Source organism: Desulfovibrio sp. (assembly GCA_016208105.1).
Lineage (GTDB): Bacteria > Desulfobacterota > Desulfovibrionia > Desulfovibrionales > Desulfovibrionaceae > Fundidesulfovibrio.
Window position 1 is genome coordinate 22,420 of sequence record JACQYS010000002.1, and the last position, 17,469, is coordinate 39,888.

A 17,469-nucleotide genomic window follows, 5' to 3' on the forward strand; every position below is an offset into this window, starting at 1 on the left:
CTATCCTAGACAGACGTTGGGAGCAACGTTTTACGCCTCTTGCTTTTCTTCTGGCGCAATTAGTACGTTCGCCCGGATTAAAAATATGGTGCGCGATTCGATCGATTAGTCACCGGTGTCGAGTAGATGCGGTACGAAGAGGTTCTGGTGCAATTGTCTCCGGGGCGATATGTTTGAGACCGAGGAACGGCAACCGGTCTTGATAGCCGGGCCCGGACGGAGTAGGTGATTGAAAAATGGCATGGAGCGCTACATGAACAAAGCCGACGCGGTTTTCGCATTGGCGGGAATGGCATTTTACGTCTTGGCGCTCACGTGGCTGTGAGCCGTTGGGGGAAGCATGCGTTCAGTGATACTTCTTGTCTTTGCCTTTGCGGTCGCGTCCGTCTTTGGGTGCAGCGCCAAACCGATGTATGAAAGCCCTGAACGCACTCAGGCGCAGATGGAACGGGATTTTTCCGATTGCGATTGGGAAGCCGCGAGGGCCACGGGCAACGTCGCCAAAGGGGGCGACCGCCAGGCACGCATCGAGGAACTCCTGGATAAATGCATGAAGGCTAAAGGCTACAAGAAGAACTGATCCGGGAGCAGACGATTTTCATCGTCAACTCTGCTTCTCTTCCAGCTCAGCCCACCTGGAGTAAAATGAATCCACGGCTGCCTTGGCCTCTTCCATAAGGGCAAGGCGCTTCTGGAGTTCATCGTGATCAGAGGCCACGGAGGGGTCTTCAAGATCTTTCTGGCGTGATTCCAAAAGTTCTTCGGCTCGGGCGATAGCTTCTTCCATCCCGTCCCATTCGCGCTGCTCTTTGTAGGTGAGCTTCTTTGCCTTGCCTGTGGCCTGGGCCCGTACCTGCGGGGTGGATTTCGCTGAACACGCATCCTGGGACTCCGCCCGCTCCATCTCCTGGCGGGCAGCCTCCCACTGAGCGTAGTCGGCGTATGTTTCCGCCCCCCCCTTGCCGTCAAGTCCCAGCAGAATGGTGGAAACCGTGTCCAGCAGGTAGCGGTCGTGGGTGATGAGAACCACTGCCCCTGTGAAGTCCGACAGGCTCTCTTCCAGAACCTCCAGGGTGGGTATGTCAAGGTCGTTGGTGGGTTCATCGAGCAACAGGACGTCCGCCGGGCGCAGCATCAACCGGGCGATGAGCACTCGCGCCTGCTCGCCTCCCGAGAGCAGGCCCAGGGGAAGGTCAAGCTGCTCGGGCCTGAAGAGGAAACGCTTGGCCCACGATGCCACGTGGATGGGCCTGTCCCGGTAGAACACGGAGTCGCCGTGGGGTGCGAAGGCGGTACGCAGGCTCATGGCCTTGTCGAGCTGTTCCCTGTTCTGGTCGAAAACGGCCACTTGGAGGGCCGGGGCGTATTTCACGCTGCCGTGGTCCGGGGTGGCCTCCTTGGCCAAGAGGCGCAGCAGGGTAGTCTTGCCGCTGCCGTTGGCCCCGACCAGGCCCAGACGCAACCCTGGGGACAAGACGAAATCCAGGTTCTTGAACAGGGTTTTGCCGCCCAGGGACATCCCCAACTCTTCGGCCACGGCCAGGCGCTTGGTCTGACGGGATGAACCCGTGAAATCGATCCCGACCCGTCCGGTCAGCGAATTCCTTTCTTTGGTTTCCGCGAGCTCCTTCACTAAACGGCCGGCTTCCTCGATGCGGGCCTTGGCTTTGGTGGTGCGGGCTTTCGGACCGCGGCGAAGCCATTCAACCTCGCGGCGAACCTTGGAGGCCAGGACCCGCTCCTGTCCGGCCTGGGCGGAAAGGAAATCCTCACGTTTTTCCAGGAACGTGCTGTATGGGCCGTCCACGCTCAAATAGCCTTCGGGATAGGCCCGGTCGAGTTCAATGGTCCGCTGGGTGACGTTTTCCAGAAAGTACCGGTCGTGGCTGACCACCACATAGCCGAAGCGTGCTCCTGCCAGAAGTTTCTCCAGCCAGAGGATGGATTCCAGATCAAGGTGGTTGGTGGGTTCGTCCAGCAGCAGGAGGTCAGGTTCTTGAACCAGGGCCCTGGCCAGTGCCAGGCGCTTGTTCCAGCCGCCCGAGAGGCTGTCCGCAGGTTGGGCATGGTCCAAAAAGCCAGTCTTGCTCAAGCAGGCTCCGACCCTGGTGTAGAGTTCGGATTCAGGGAGCCCCGTCCCGAGCAAGGGCAACAGCGGCTCGGCCACGACTTCCTCAACGGTTTTTCCCGGTGGGAACGCGTCCTCCTGGGCAAGGTAGGCCAGCCTGGCCTGGCGGCGCAGGGTGAGTTCGCCTGAGTCCGGCTTTTCGAGCCCGGCCAGAATTCTCAGCAAGGTTGACTTGCCCGAACCATTGGCGCCGATCAGGCCGATGCGTTCACCCTGAGACAGGCTTAAGGATATGTTGGCGAAAAGCGTTCTGGCCCCGAAGGACTTGAATGCCTCGCGCAGGGAGACGATGGTGCTCATGGCGAAGAAGCCAATAGAGCATCGTCCCGGGTGCGTCAAAGCGTACGACTGTCTGGCCGGAAGCGATAAGCCTCCGCCCAGGGTGAAACCTGGGGGAATATGGCCGGTGCTGTGTCTGCGGGCTATTTGGTGAGGTCGCGAAATATCTTGTATCCCAGCAGCGCGAAGGGCCATGCATGCCAAAAGAGATCGAAGATATCGATGGGCTTTTTGAGGTCCCCGGCGAAAAGCATGCGTATCTTTTCCACGATGTGCGGCTGCGGATAAAACGGTGCGAAGCCGAGTATCAGCGCGAGCGGTATGAGGACGCGGTAATCCATCAGGGTGTTGAGGTTCATATTCTCCTCTTTAGCACGAGGGTGTTGTGGGATTCTTGGAAGCCCACGGCCCCTCGCGTGTGGCTGATACCTGGAGCGTGCAGCTTCTCATGAGTGTGTCCACTCAGGCTGGAGGGCTGGCAGCGCGATGTCAGGGCGTTTGAGTATCCGGTCGAACTTACACTTTCTAGCCGGACGATGTGGCGTATTTGGATATGGCCGTCTGTAGAGCCTCCATGCTCACTGGCTTGGAAAGATATCCCGTCATGCCGGCCTGAAGAAACCGTTCCCGGTCGCTGGCCATGGCATAGGCGGTCAGGGCCACCACCGGCAAAGTCGCCGCACGCTGCCCGCATTCGCCAGCCCTGAGCCGGCGCACCACTTCTATTCCGTCGAGCTTGGGCATTTGGACGTCCAAAAACACGATGTCGTATTCGGCGGAGCCGAGCTCTGAAAGGGCCTCCTGGCCATCGGAAGCGGTAGTGACAACATGTCCCATTGAGGACAGGTAGTGAGTGAACACCCGGCGGTTCACGGGATTGTCCTCCACCACCAGAACACGCAAAGTGCCGACGGAGACCGTATCCAATGAGGAAGTTTCTTCAACGGAAACAGGGGCCTCGGCCAAAGGGAAAACCCCGGTGAAATGGAAGGTGCTTCCGCTGCCCGGGGTGCTCTCCACCCAGATTCTGCCGCCCATAAGCGCTGTAAGTTCGCGGCAGATTGCCAGCCCCAGCCCAACGCCCTGGTAGGATTTCGAAAAAGAGGAGTCGGCCTGGCGGAAGCTCTCAAATATGACTTCGCACAGTTCCGGCGCGATGCCGATGCCGGTATCGGAGACCCGGAAGTGGAGCTCCACAAGCTCCTGGGAGGGCCTGCCCGAGACGTCCACAGACACGGTGACTGCCCCCTGCTGGGTGAACTTCACGGCATTGCCGATGAGGTTCGCGAGCACCTGGCCAAGGCGAACGGGGTCTCCCATGAGTTCGGTGGGCACGGCCTCGGGGATGTTGAGACTCAAGGACAGGTTTTTGTCCTTGAAAACGAGCCGGTAAGGGGCAAGCGATTTTTCAAGTGCCTGGCGAAGATCAAAGGGTTTGACAACAAGCGAAAGCTTTCCAGCTTCCACTCGGGAGAGATCCAGAACGTCGCCAACTATATCCAACAGGGTTTTTGCCGACTCGGCGATCATTCCCAGGTTTGCCGAGACTTTTGCAGGGTCCTTTACACGTTGGCTGAGTTCGGTCAGCCCGAGAATCGCGCTCAGGGGGGTGCGTATCTCATGGCTCATGTTGGCCAGGAACTCGCTTTTTGCGCGGCTGGCGGCCTGCGCTTCCTCGTTTAAGCGGCGCAACTCGGCTTCGCTTTTCCTCAAGGTCTCTTCGGCCAGCTTCCGGTCGGTGATGTCGATGAACATTGCGAACGAACCTTGGAACGAGCCATCCTTTCCCTGGAGCGGGATGGCGGACAGGAGCGTCCAGATTTCACTGCCATCCTTTCGTTTCAGGCGACGTTCGTAGCGTTCAGGAAATCCAGCGCGTCGGGTTTGCACTCTCTTTTGCACATCCGGGAGGTCTTCGGGGAATATGTAATCAGCCACGTACGTGCCGATGATATCTTCGGGCTTGCCGCCAAGCATCTGTGCGAGGCGCCGGTTCGCATAGGTGATCCGCGTTTCGGCATCCATGGTGAAAACACCTTCGGAGGCCGTTTCAACGTACATTCGCCACCGTTCTTCGTTTTCCTTGAGAGTCTTCTCGATTCTTTTTCGTTCGGTAATGTCTATGTTCAGTCCAAGCGCGCCAATGATATGGCGCCCCTCCCAGATGGGCGCGACCACGCACTCGGTGGTGATGTCCTCCCCAAAACGGTGGAAAGCGGTCTCTTTGTGAACGATCTCGCCCGTTAGGGCGCGCGTGTAGCATTCTTGCCAGGTCGCGAGGATTTCCGCGGAAACAGTGAGTTCATCCGGGCGCTTGCCTGTGACATCACCCCAGTTGCGCTTGGCGTTGGAATTCATCAGGAAATAACGGCCATCGCGGCCAAGGGCCAAGAAGTCGAAAGGGAGGCTTTCTATCGTACTGGAAAGAATGGCCCGGTTTTTCCTTAAGGCGTTGTTGGCTTCTTCCATCTCTGTGGCGAGAACGCTCAGGGCATCCGCCTCGCTGGCGCGAATCCGGGTGCGTTGGGACTCCTTGAATGCCCATGAGATTGAGATTCCCACGAAAGTGAAGACAGCGAGCGACAAATATCGCAACTCGTCCGGCGTCAGCGCAAATACTGGCTGGCCCGAAGATTGTATCATGGCCGCGAAACAAGCGGAAAGGAGAGTTGCAACCAGTCCGGCGGGGAATCCACCGAACAAGGCCGCCAGTATGACGGCGGCAAGGAATGTGACGAAAGGAGCGCGCTCGCCAAGGCCCCCCATGAACCACATCCGGATGGCTGCCGCGACGAGAACGAGCAGTACTGCCAAGGCGTAGCGCAACCAGGCGCGACGAATGGGCTTAATCCAGAACATGGGCCCCCACATCAAAAAGAACGCAGACGGCTTGTCTTATCATCTCACCTGGTGACACGCGCTACCGTGATATAGTTTCCGGAAAGCGAGTACTTCAGGACGGTCGGTTCGTCCAGGAGGCGCCAAAAGAGCGAGGCCTCTGGTTTTCACCAGAGGCCTCCAAAATGTGGTGCCGAAGAGAGGACTCGAACCTCCACGGAGTTGCCCCCACTAGACCCTGAATCTGATTGCAAAGTTCCCTAAAATTCCTAGGGATAGTAATTTCAGTATGATATGCTAAACTAATGTTCCCCTGAGTGCCCTTGATTTCCCCCAAAAGTGGGGGCATAGTGGGGGCATGAAAAAGCCCAAAATCAAGACACAGTACCCCGGCGTTCGCTACTACGAACACTCTACTCGCAAGCAGCGCAACGGACAACCTGACCGCTATTTTTCCATTCGTTATAAAAAAGATGGGCGCACCATTGAGGAGGGCATGGGCTGGGCCACTGAACAATGGAATGCAGAAAAAGCGCATAAGGTATTGTCTGGCATCAAGGAGAACAAGAAAGTGGGCAAGGGGCCTCAAAGCCTTGCCGAAATGCGAAAACAGGCCGCTGACGAACGTGCCGTCGCTGCAAAAGAGGCGTCTGAGGAATATGCCGCCAACATGTCCTTTCAAGATTTCTTTGAAAGGTACTACATGGCTGAGGCCAGGCGAACAAAAAGGAGCTGGCTCACGGACGAACAGCGCTTCAATAAAATCATCAAGCCTGCCATTGGCGCAAAACCCCTGTCTGCCATCACGCGGGAAGACATTCAGGCTATTGTTGACGGCCTGATGGACTCCGGTGCTGCCCCGTCCACCATAAAGCAGTATCGTAGCATCATCAGTTACACCTTCACTCAGGCCAGCCTCATGAAGCTGGAAGGAACAACAATCTTCACCGGGCAAAGCCCTGTCCGTGGCGTCAAGATTCCTCCTATCAAAAATTCTCGTGAGCGTTTTTTGACTGCCAAGGAGGCAAAAGCTTTGGTGAGCACTGCCAAGAAGTTGCCAAACCAGGACTTGCACGACTGCATTGTCCTCTCGCTGAACACTGGCCTGCGCCTTGGTGAGCTTCAACGCCTTGAATGGCCGGATGTGGACTTGGTTCATGCCATGCTCACCGTGCGTGATGAAGCGCACCGCAAGCCGGGAGGCAAAGTGCCCTTGAACGATGCTGCACTGAAAATTTTTAAGGAGCGCCGCAAAAGCGAAAAGCAAGAATCGTCTATGGGCCTGGTCTTTCCGCCGGTCATAGGCAGTGAAATGCGCACAAACCTGTCCCATGCGTTCAGGGCACTTGCAGACTCCATTGGTCTTAATGACGGCATCAAGCAGGATGATAGGGCCAGGCGAATCGTATTTCACAGCCTTCGGCATACCTTTGCTAGCTGGCTGGCGTGTAATGGCGAAGACATATACCGTATCCAACGTCTGATGCGGCATAGAACCATTACTATGACCATGCGCTATGCGCATTTGATACCCGATGCCACCCGATCCGCAGTCCATAACTTGAAGCCCCCTAAAGCTCTTTGATATTGTTCTTGAGTCTTGAAACGCCCATCGTACCTATCAGCCAGTTCACAAGGGATTCAGTGGGGTACACCACATTCCGGCCCACCTGAAAAGCTCCCAAGGGGCCGTCACCAGAGGAATCAGCATTGGCAAGTGTTTTGGGCGTTATTATGCCACCAAGCTGACGCTCTACATCCTTGCGGGCTATGGTTGGCGGAAGTTTGGACAGCAACAACTGACGAAACTCGTCTTCTGGTCGTAAAGCAGTCTGTGTCATGACTACCTCTGCGTTTGTTAGTTTTCAGAGTGCAGATCAAGTTAGACTTACTCATGCTCACTATGTCTCTTATACTTTGCAATCAGCTCAATCATAGATTCACATCCATTTTTCCATAGCATTTTTTCACAATGCCTGCGAACGCCACTTACACTCATACCTAATTGCAATGAAATTTGCTGATACGTAAAGCTGTGCATGAATAACTCTAACACTTGCCTTCCACGCGGCGACAGCTTCAAATTTGCTGACTGCGCTGCCTCAGTAGATTGAGGCGCATTGATTTTTAGCAGTAGCTCGCGTGTAGTGTGCACCAAAAAGCCTGCCCGTAAATTTTCAAGATGCCAACGAACTGTGCCGTAAGAGACAGAGAGAATTTGCGCAATTTCTTTTAGGCCGTACCCCGTGGGCAAGAAGCTCAACAATACGCCGCTCTGTCTGAGTCAATTTTTTCATCTTTGCCTCCGTGCATTTGTGTCTATAAAATACATACTTACAGGCATTAGCACGGAGGTATTTTTGTAAACAGTGGCTTTTTGACAGGTATTTTAAATCGGCATAACATTCTCACTAAAGAGTTATAAAAATAAAAAAGGTCATACCGTTATTATTTTAACAGCAAGACCTTTTATGTATTATATATGTGCCAGAAACTTCTCTAAGCGCAACAATACAGTTTACACATCAATCAGCTATGGCCTTGATAATAGAGTCCCTGGCGTCTGAATAAAACTGGACGTCGATTTTTGTGGCCATATCATCTGACAGATCAAAAAGTTGCTTACGTGATGATACTGGCATCAATATCACTGATGCACCTTTTTCAATTGCAATTTCGACAATGGAAACAGCATTATGTATAGTCTCGATTGATCCGCCAAGGTTAATCTCACCAACGACAATAAGGCCAGCACGAACACTTTTCTTAAGCAAAGCGGTGCATAACGCAATAAGCGATGCCACGCCAATCTTTGCACCAGATTTTGAAGCATCAAAGGCCCTGAGCTGTGTTGTAAATTCATGTTGTCTGGGGTCTTTGTCGCCAACTAATTGCATAGCTCTAGTGTACAAATTTTGTTCAGCATACCCCATGCTTTCTTTAAAAGCAGGCGGCACAGGTTTATTGAGGATTTTAACCCCAGACCCAGGCCCTTCATTGACTTCTACACGATAAAGCCCTGGGTGCTCGCCATTTCCACCTGGAGACATAGTCCATACCTGTCCTGGTTCAAGTGGATCTGTGCCAATGCTATTCTCAACGTGAAGTTCTGGAGTAGAAACAAATTTTTCTATACCTTCTGTACCCAATACATAACTGAAATGCGTGTTCCGAAACTCGACTGAGCCAATGCGTTTTTGTTGTTCCTTTACTCTTCTTCTTGATTCCAGCGCAACCCGCACGGCCCATTCCATATCCTCTTCAGAAATTTCATCATTTCCAGGACTGAGCAGTTTTATAAGACCACTTACAGTTTTGTTGACCGCATTTGTATCGCGGCCAGAAAGAGCTCCTCCAAAAAATACCTTGCCCTGTAGTACGCTGATTCGGCTTTGATTACGAAGCTGGCTCCAGCACTCTGACAAAAAGTCGCTTACAAGCCCAAAGTGGTCGGTTAAAAGCTCTTTATTTATCTTGGGTACATCCCAACCCGGCAAAAAAGCATGAATACGATCCATAAAGGCCGTATCATCGCGCATTTCTGGGGGCATAGGCCCAAATAAATGCCCGATACGCTGCTGATGCTCCACATCCACGTCGAAGTTACCCACCAAGACAATGCTGCCATCGGCTCGGATGCTTTCTTTGCCTCGGCTAAACTCCCCAGACTCCATGTAGCCCTTCATGATGTTCACGCCATCTTTCTGGTCAAACGAAACCCCGGAAACTTCATCAAAGCACACCACATCGTACTGACACACCAAACCTCTTTGGCCCGATGCGTTATTGACAAACATCCTGGCCACAGTGGCTTTGCCACCGGAAATTAAGTGCGCATAGGGTGAGACTTGTTGAAACAAGTGGCTCTTGCCTGTGCCTCTTGGGCCAAGCTCAACTAGGTTGTAGTTGCGCTCCACAAAAGGAACCATACGCAGAAGCAAGGCATTGCATTGTCTTTCAGAGAGGTGCTCTGGCTCAATGCCAATGGAGCGAAGCAGAAAACATTTCCATTCCGCAGTGGAAAAAGCCTTTCGTGCTTCGGCCAAGGCATCAAGAACATCTCGTTTTGAAAGCTGGATTTCCCGCAGTGACTCTATGCCAAAAGGTCTGCCCTTGCTTTCTTGCGCTATAGCCGCATCATAGCTCAGGCTGATTTCTGCATAAAACCCGCCAGTCAGCATCCGTTCATGGGTATTGACCAATTCGGGGCTGATACGCACATCAGACAAGCGCAAACTGGGGAGCGTGGCCACATAAGAGTCCGTTTTGGCGTCAAGCCTTGCAGTGATAAGGTCGATGAGCTTTACCTCACCATTTTCTCTGGCCTTGGCTTTAAACAGTTCTTCCTCGCCTGCCTTCACCGTGCGTGATTGAAGTTGCCTTTGAACTATCTCCAAGCCTTCATTGATTTCATCCTGACTTGTGCTGGCACAGTATCGACCGAGCAAAAACTCCACAACATAGGTTGGCACGGGAAATTGACGGCTAAATATTCGCACAAGGTCTTTGCGTACAAGATACCCGTCCAGTTGTGATGCCGCGATGTTATCAATATGATCCATTTCCATTATACGGCACCTCCTCCAATCACCGTGGCAGACTGCGCAGCTAAAGCACCATTTTCATCAAGGAGCACAATAAAAGCCTGCCGTCCTGCCATATCCTCGTCCTCAACAACCACAGAGGCTGTACCATCGTCCCTGAGAGGTTTTATCCCCAGAACGATGCTTGAAGCTTCATTGCCAGCCTGCAATCGTATATCAAACAAAACTGTTGAAACATTACCATCAACGACCACAGTGCAACGCATTCCCTTCCATACCACGTCAGTAATGCGTATGGCCGCCGTAGGCACAGATGAAGGTGAGGTCACTACCAACTGGAGTGTCAGGCATTCTTGAAGGCTTAGCCCGCCGTGCGTATACTCTTCGCCCTTTTTAAAGCAACTCACACCGTCCGCAAGCGCAAACTGTTGTTCGGGGTTCCAGTACCACGGGTATAGCCTTTCTTCGCAGGCGGCCCCAGGCTTTAGCGATGCACAACGCCCCCACTTATTTTCGGTCAAAAATCCGGGCAAATCTATTTTGGGCAAGCCGCCAGGCATGAGTAGCCAACCGTGATCCGTGACCACATGCACCTGCGTCCATCCTGCTGCAAAAAGCTCCACCACGCGGTTTTTTATCTCGCCTATCAGGTCATCTAGGTGTCTTGCCAGCTTGGAGCCGCGATTATGGCCTTCGTGGTCAATATCCCCATACTCACACCAGGCTTTGCCTTGACCGTTACCGCTCATGGAGTGTTCAAGAACCGCCCACCCCGCATCGCAAAGCAGTTTTTTCAGATGATGCCCGCCCTTCAAAGATTGTCCTGTCCCAGCGACACTTGGTTCAAAATCTGAATTATCATTTGCCCCGCAGATACTTGCACCTACTGGGCTGACAGCAGCCTTTCCCGTAGCAGTGACACTGGGCAGTGCCGCCCATAGTGGCTCTTCCGCAACATGCAACCCATGTTTTAGCAGCACCTTTGCTAATCTTTTTGCTGCATCAAAGCGAAGTCCATCAACGAAAACTATGCAGTCGCCTGCTTTGGGCTTTGGAGCTTTTGCCGTTTTATGCGTTCCACCAGGATAGGATGAACCATCCACCACTTTTTGAAGATGCCTAGCAGATGCTTCAGCCCAGGGCAGGTAGATTGAACGGACAACCGCAGTCACGGCCTCCATATCTGCTGCATTTCTCACCTGTGCCAAGGCTCGCAGCACACCATCATCCACACGCCAGCCAACTTGCATGTAGCCGGTTATGAGGTCATGCACCGTTCCAGCCGCAAGGCTTATGGACATTTTGTCGGCAACATCAGCCAGATGTTCCAAAGCTTTGGCCAGTGGAGCTTCACCCAATTCGGCCCATACCAAAGTGCGCCTGCGGCCATGCCGTTTTTCAAGCTCTCCAATTTTTGCACGGGCTTCATGAGCAGGTAAATGAGCAAAGGCTAAACATTCGTGCCGCAATGCTTTTTCCTGCTCATCATTCCATTGTGGCCACCCATCAAAGGTGTCCGTGCCTGAATGCCAGAAAATGGTGTCACTGGGGGGACTGCATTTGCGAATGTTCTGTGGAATACCGGGATAACGCTGTGGAGCCTCACAAAAGCGCTCCCAAACCGCAAGCCAAGGGCCTTGATGGTTTGCCAGTTTGACACAGCCAGCGAGGATGCCTTCGTTTTGAGGGATAAAGGCAAGCCCTGACTTGCATACTTCATTAAAAGCCTTCCATTCGTGGTCACTGCGCTTTGCCCGGAACACATCGCCTTGGTCAAGCCATTGCAGCACATCACGAACAGGGTCGCCGCCCGTAAGCAAGGTATTAAAGTAATCTTTGTCCAGGCGCTTGCCCTTAAGTAGTTTGACATCCTCTTCAAGAAGCCTGGAAAGCACCAACTGCATCGCCTGTTTGGCATCATTATCTTGGGCTACATCAAGCCCCAGTCCGCCTTGATCGGATTTCAAATAGGCCAGGATTGTCCAATCTTTGGCATTTATCTGTGACCAAATGACACCACGGTATTGCAATTCGGCCAAGGGCTTCAGGTGGTCAGGGCAGCTTTCCACGGCACGTAAATCCTGACGACTCACACCGGGCAAATAAAGTATTGGTGTCTTGCCTTCTGGTAGCAGTGTGGCGTCAATATGCCCGGCTAGGGCGCAACGCAGCCAGATGGCAGGCCCGGTGCGCTGTTCTGGGGCGTAATCGCCAAGAACCATAAGCTCTGGCAGCGATGCTTGGAGAACAGGAAGCACGGATTCCCACTGTCTTTCACGGTCTGGCCACAGAATGCACACAGGGGCGACCTGTACTTCTGGATTGAAGGTGGCAGCAGCGCGAACCGTTTTTAGGAGATGAACAAGCACTCTCATGCTTCACCCCCTTGTAGCTTGAAGAGTTGAGTTGTTTGCTGAACGAACTTTTTTGTTCGCGCAGTGATTTGACCAACGCTCCAGCCTGTAGCAGCAGCCAAGTCCTTATTAAGCTTGAGTCCGTTTTTATAGCCAACAGCACGACCTAGCCGGTCTACACGGTCTCGCTTGTCCTCAAAGCTCTTGTTGCCAAGCGCACTGTTAAATCCGGAAATTGTCAGGTTGCCCAATTTGTGAACATGCGTTTGTTGAATTTCCTTTGCTTTTACCTCATCGCCATCGGCAATCATGGTTATCCAAGACTGAGGGATGTTTTCTCCTTGCGGAAAAATATGCTCGATGGTCCACACGAATTGCTTATTTTCAAAACGCCACAGATCAACCCAGCTCTCTTTGGTCATAGATTGCTCGGCGAGTGCGCAAAGAATGAACCGGGTTACTCCTGAATTTTCTTCATAAATCGGCCCTTCCAGCTTGCGCTGGAATATCTCATCCGTTGCAGAGACGGCCACCAGTTGCTGCTCAATGGATTGGGGAATCGCATCAGCACGCAGCCCACTGATCTTGTCGATCACAGTCATGAACAGCCGAGTCAGATCCCGGGTTGGAGGTGTATCGGTCAAATTACGACGAACAAAAAAGCGGACAAGTAGTTCAACTATGGATTTCAGGTGGGCATTAGCAAGCTCAAGCTCATCCTTTCGCACAAGCAAATATAACATCAGCAAATACGACGGGGCACCCTGAATCCGCTCCAAATCCTTGAGCGGCTTCTCGAGACTATTGGGGGCGTCATCCTGGTTGCGAGAAAGTATCAGCGAATAGAGACGCCCAGCGGCACTGATCTTCTGCAGACAATCCTTCGCGTCATGGTTGATGAACTTTTCATAGATATGAATCAGGTTGGATCGAGTGGCGACCGGGACCTGGTGGATTGCTTTGAGTTGATCCTTGAAGGCGTTGTAATACTGGCGGAAGAAGCGTTCCTGGATGGCGTAGTCGTCACCGAGGTAGCCCAAGAGACGACTCCAGTGCCCGAAATAGTGATCTACCTTGCCTGGCTCGATGGATTCCAGACGAGCAAGTAGTTTGTTCTTGATGAGGTCGATGGCTGTAAGCGGCATGCCTCGATTGTTTAACGACTCGAACAGGGTGTAAGCATCAGCGTGACTCGCCACCTCAATCTTGACCAGGCACGCATGACTGACCTTATCCAAGAATTCCATAATGGTTCCCAGTCGGTTGCTACGGCCGTTGGCCATTTCATCTATGCGATCCTGGAAATACCGATAGGCCCGAAAGATCTTACGGTTGCCAGCGTAGGCGGGGACATCACATTCACTGATGACCCCGATATCGGCGAGAACAGCGCGATAATCTTGGTTGTTATTGTTTTGAATCTGCGGAATCAGACGAATCTGATCGTCCCCTTTTTTAAGAACCAACTTGCGCTTCAAATTAATTAGCTCAACCCGCTGTTCATCATCCAAGTCGGTTTCATGGCTTTTTAGGGCATGATAAACAGCAGCAAAGAGCAATGAAAGCGTCGTCAAGCGCTGTTGTCCGTCAACCAGCTCAAGTTTCTGGATTGAGAGCACATCGGTCGATTGGTTGATGCAGATAATCGAGCCAAGGAAATAGCTCGGATCGTTCTCAAGTACATCGTCGAACAGGTTTTCCCACTGATTTTTACCCCAGGTGTATTCACGCTGGTAGCGTGGGATGGCGTAGACCACGCCCGCTTCAATATCGAAGAGCTGTGAGACTGGATAGTTATTTACGGATTTAATCATCTAACGCCTCAAAAATGGTATTTCTCACGTCTACGGCGAAATGCTTCTTCCGTCCCTTCCATAATGTCGAGAACAGCCTTGGTTACAGACGCCTGATCAAGCCCCCCGCAAGCAAGTGTTTCACCTTTGCCGTCTCGGGCTTCGAAGGCGTAGACCAACTCGGCATCTCCGTTCACTGGCAGATTGGCGTTGTGCGTTGCCATAATGAGTTGGCGCTTCGATTTCACTTTGCGTAGCATGGGAATCAATTCCCGAAACACAAAGTTAGAGTCCAACTCATCTTCGGGCTGATCTATAACCAGCGGCCCTCCTTCCTGTGCCAGTAACAGTGCGAGGGCGGCGGTGTTCCGCTGACCGTCAGAGAGGGAGCCTTCGGCAATACTACCTGCCTTCGAACCATCCGCTCGAAACAGTTTCAAGTCCACGGTGTCTTGTACCCGAGAGCAACGGAGCTTTTCCCAACGTTCAAGATTGTCTTGAATGTGTTGGAACAGCTCTTGGCTGTTCGACCCAAAATCTGGCCCTGCCGAACCTTGTTCTACTGACAAACGCTCTTCCAGAATTTGCCAAGGGGACTCGGAATTGCCCTGTTCGGCAAAAAGCGTATAGAGGGTTTCTCCACAGCTTTCCCAATTTTTCCCTAGCCGCGTCCGCCCATCAGAGGGCGCAAAACTCTGCCAGAGCTCCCGGAAATTTTTATGATCCTGCTGGTATTTTGCTGAAACCTCGATAAACCGCTGCCTGCCTTCGTTCAGCACAGCGAGTTCATTGGCTCGTTCAGCGGCTTCAACGCGCTTCTGGAATTGCTCTCTCCAGATTTGATGTAACTGCTGTATGAACAGGCCAGTGTCTCCCGCAGTTTCTTTTAGCCGCTGAATTTCAGCCCCAGCTGCATCAATCTCCCGTTGTTTCTTGGTACGTGATTGGTCGATTTCCTGAAGATGACCAACATCATCCGTCGTCAGACCTTTAGCCGCACAAGCTTCACTGAACTTAGCGTCGGCCTGATCCAATTCTTCCCGGATTGCATTCCATGACGAATCGCTGGTTTTAAGATCATCGACAGTAGCTTCGAATCGTTCAATGGCATCACGAATAGTCCGGGCTAGCGAATCCTTCGCGGCCTTTACCTTATGGTCGAATTGCTTAAACCAGGCCGCGTGAACTGAATCTGTAACCTGAAATGCTACGTGCGATGCGGCGATTGTCTCGGCCAAGGTGGCAACGTCTGTAAACTGCTTGCCAGGGGTTCCTGCAAGCCCTTCGAGATAACGGGCCTCGGCCTTGAGAAGTTGATGCCGCCGAGCATCCTCTTGAATCTCACTGCGTGCCTTCCACTGTCGGTCCAGTTCTTGATGCTCTTGCTGGAGCCGCTTGTAATCCTTTTCGATTGTCTTGGACTTGCGGAGTTTGGAAAAAGCGTCATGGATTTGCAGTTTGAGCTTGTGCTCTCGATCCGCCAGTTCATCCAGTTCGTTTTTGGTGAATCCGTCGACCAGCTCCAGCAGACGTTGAGCCTGCCGAACGCTTCCGTCGTCGGTTTTCGACTCGGTCAGCCGGTTGAGCTGTTGTTGGCTGTAAAAGCGAAGAGGCAAGCTATTGAAAAAGGTTTCAGGATCGGCCAGCTCGCGCCCCTGCACGGTTGGGCTGCCGTTTTGCCAAACGATACGATCTTCAACGCCATCTGCGCTGACCCAGCACACTTCGACTTCTGCGCGTGGTTCGTTCAGCGTCTCACGTACACGCTTGATCCGCTCTTTAGTATCATCGTCAATATCTTTGGATTTATCCTTACCCAAGATGATTCTCAGGTACTCAAGCAGAGTGGATTTCCCGCTGCCCCGACCACCGATCACACAGTTCATGTTGGGGGAAAAATGCACTTGCTGGTCGGCCAGGAACGCTACGTTCTTGATTGAGATTGACTTGATTGTCGCCTGACGAACGCGCTGTGCGGGGTGCGTATCTATTGTAACATCTTCCGGCAGAATAATGCGGGATTCATGGTCGAGGAATGCCTGGCGAAGTGATTCGATGGAGGGCTCGGACATTTTGAACCAGGAGTACCGGTAGCCAATGCTGTTAGGAGTCGGCTTCCGATGCTCATCGCAATCGACTAACTTCTTGTTGTCCGAGGACATAAGTGTAGCAATGGGACGAATGCGCTTCCAGTCTGGCTGGCAATCGTCTCCAGAGCGCAGAAGCCGCCGATATCCAGCGTTCATCAAGTGAACAGGCTTTGGCACTTCTACTGCAAGCAGATCAGGATTCGTGAATTGATCCTGTTGCAACCATTCCGCTATCGAATCGTCGTCGAAAATGCCGTCATTACTTGTTGCATGCGGCATGATGACTATTCCGCCATACTTGTCTTGGGTGATGCGTAAGATCTCTTTCAAATTTTTGTCTGATTTTTCGAGCTGACCGGTGGCGCTTATTCTCGGGTAGCTCACGCCACATTCCGTAAGAATCGAGTCCACCCGAGCCTGGTCCGCCCAAGGGTCGAAAAGACAAAGAACATGAACGCCCCTGCCAACGCCAGCCGCCTCGAACTCAAACCCTGGGAACAAGGTGATCTTGTGGCTGAATTCCCGCTCAATCTCATTGAACGCTGCCTGGAGATGTGGAATGAAGTCCTTGCTCAGAAAGTTGTGGTCAGTAATGCCCACCACATCCAGACGTTTTTCATAACAGGCCTTCGCAAAAGCCTTCGCTGCGGCAGCCTCTTGTCCGGCTTCGAGTCGGTCTCCGGCCCAGTGCCGTGCATCTGCAGGTGTTTGCATGTGCAGATCACATTTTAACCAACGCATTCCTTTATAGCAGGAAGTCATTCTACGCCCCCCTTGCGGCTTGTTTTTCCGCCAGAGTCAGGTGGTGGTCGTTAATCCGGTCGCCATTGAACAGGTGATACCAGGGGGCGGATTCCACGTCTTTGCCCCTATCTTTGTCCCATTTGATATTGGGTTTGTCGCGCAGGATGCCCGCGCCTTTTTTACCCACGTCAGGCACGGTGAGGAAGGGGCGAATGTTCAGGCGCACGCCGTCATTGATGTCCGGGTTCCAGCCGATGGGCTGTCTATCCAGCGCTTTCCAGCGGACAAAGATGTCATGGGGAGCTTCACCCGCAAGGATCAGCTCCAGCTTTTTCTTGAGGGATTCGGCAGCGGCAAGGCGTTCGCCCGCACCGTCAATGCCGTTTTGCATATCTTGCTTCTGGCGGCTTATCCAGTCGCCCACATAGGTGTAGGTGAGGGTTTCCAGATTTTTGTAATCCAGCTTATGGTAGTTGACCAAAGCGGAAAAGCCGTCGCGCAGGCCGTCCCAGATATGCCAGATGAAGGGGCGATGCTGAAAGAGCTTGCAGTGCTGGGTAAAGAACTTTTCGCGCAGCCAGGTTTCCAGCGTTTTGCCCGCGTGGTCAGCATTGGCAAGCAAGGTGGCAAGCGTTGCGTTTGTCCACTCTGGCCCGTATGCGGCCACTGTAGCGGTCCAGGGTTTCTTGGACAATTTTC

General features: G+C 52.8%; 11 protein-coding genes and 1 pseudogene. 2 read left to right on the forward strand and 10 right to left on the reverse strand.

The features are described from left to right. Positions 1–340 precede the first annotated feature (340 nt). Positions 341–580: a hypothetical protein gene (locus HY795_00895; protein MBI4803773.1), complete on the forward strand. Its 240-nt coding sequence runs from the start codon at positions 341–343 to the stop codon at positions 578–580. A 24-nt stretch (positions 581–604) separates the two neighbouring features. Here the strand turns inward: HY795_00895 and HY795_00900 are convergent, their stop codons facing one another. From HY795_00900 to HY795_00910, 3 genes are all read right to left on the reverse strand, one after another. Continuing rightward, positions 605–2,428, reverse strand: a complete 1,824-nt coding sequence (locus HY795_00900) for an ABC-F family ATP-binding cassette domain-containing protein (protein ID MBI4803774.1) — start codon at positions 2,426–2,428, stop codon at positions 605–607. Positions 2,429–2,550: 122 nt separating this feature from the next. Beyond that, positions 2,551–2,766: a hypothetical protein gene (locus HY795_00905; GenBank protein ID MBI4803775.1), complete on the reverse strand. Its 216-nt coding sequence runs from the start codon at positions 2,764–2,766 to the stop codon at positions 2,551–2,553. Between the two features lie 166 nt (positions 2,767–2,932). Further along, the gene (locus HY795_00910; protein ID MBI4803776.1) at positions 2,933–5,266 is read right to left on the reverse strand and encodes a PAS domain S-box protein; all 2,334 of its coding nucleotides are present in this window, start codon (positions 5,264–5,266) and stop codon (positions 2,933–2,935) included. A gap of 337 nt (positions 5,267–5,603) precedes the next feature. Between HY795_00910 and HY795_00915 the strand changes: the two genes are divergently transcribed. Next, a complete protein-coding gene (locus HY795_00915; GenBank protein ID MBI4803777.1) occupies positions 5,604–6,830 on the forward strand; it encodes a site-specific integrase in 1,227 nt (408 codons plus the stop codon). Here HY795_00915 and HY795_00920 read toward each other — a convergent pair. The 7 genes and pseudogenes from HY795_00920 to HY795_00950 all read right to left on the reverse strand — a co-directional run bounded on the left by HY795_00920 (position 6,817) and on the right by HY795_00950 (position 17,434). Next, entirely contained in the window at positions 6,817–7,086 is a 270-nt protein-coding gene (locus HY795_00920) for a hypothetical protein (GenBank protein ID MBI4803778.1), read from the reverse strand. The genes HY795_00915 and HY795_00920 overlap by 14 nt on opposite strands. A 47-nt stretch (positions 7,087–7,133) precedes the next feature. After that, on the reverse strand, positions 7,134–7,508 hold the full coding sequence (locus HY795_00925) for a hypothetical protein (protein ID MBI4803779.1): 375 nt from the start codon (positions 7,506–7,508) through the stop codon (positions 7,134–7,136). 262 nt (positions 7,509–7,770) lie between these two features. Then, complete coding sequence (gene brxL, locus HY795_00930) at positions 7,771–9,813, reverse strand: BREX system Lon protease-like protein BrxL (protein MBI4803780.1); 2,043 nt, start codon at positions 9,811–9,813, stop codon at positions 7,771–7,773. Then, a complete protein-coding gene (pglZ, locus tag HY795_00935; GenBank protein ID MBI4803781.1) occupies positions 9,813–12,164 on the reverse strand; it encodes a BREX-1 system phosphatase PglZ type B in 2,352 nt (783 codons plus the stop codon). Before pglZ ends, brxL begins: the two co-directional genes overlap by 1 nt. Next, positions 12,161–13,957 carry a DUF262 domain-containing protein gene (locus HY795_00940; GenBank protein MBI4803782.1) on the reverse strand — a complete coding sequence of 599 codons (1,797 nt, stop codon included), beginning with the start codon at positions 13,955–13,957 and terminating at the stop codon, positions 12,161–12,163. Before HY795_00940 ends, pglZ begins: the two co-directional genes overlap by 4 nt. Before the next feature lie 8 nt (positions 13,958–13,965). Continuing rightward, the gene (locus HY795_00945; protein MBI4803783.1) at positions 13,966–16,788 is read right to left on the reverse strand and encodes an AAA family ATPase; all 2,823 of its coding nucleotides are present in this window, start codon (positions 16,786–16,788) and stop codon (positions 13,966–13,968) included. A 1-nt stretch (position 16,789) separates the two neighbouring features. Next, positions 16,790–17,434, reverse strand: a pseudogene (locus HY795_00950) (SAM-dependent DNA methyltransferase). Positions 17,435–17,469: the final 35 nt, after the last annotated feature.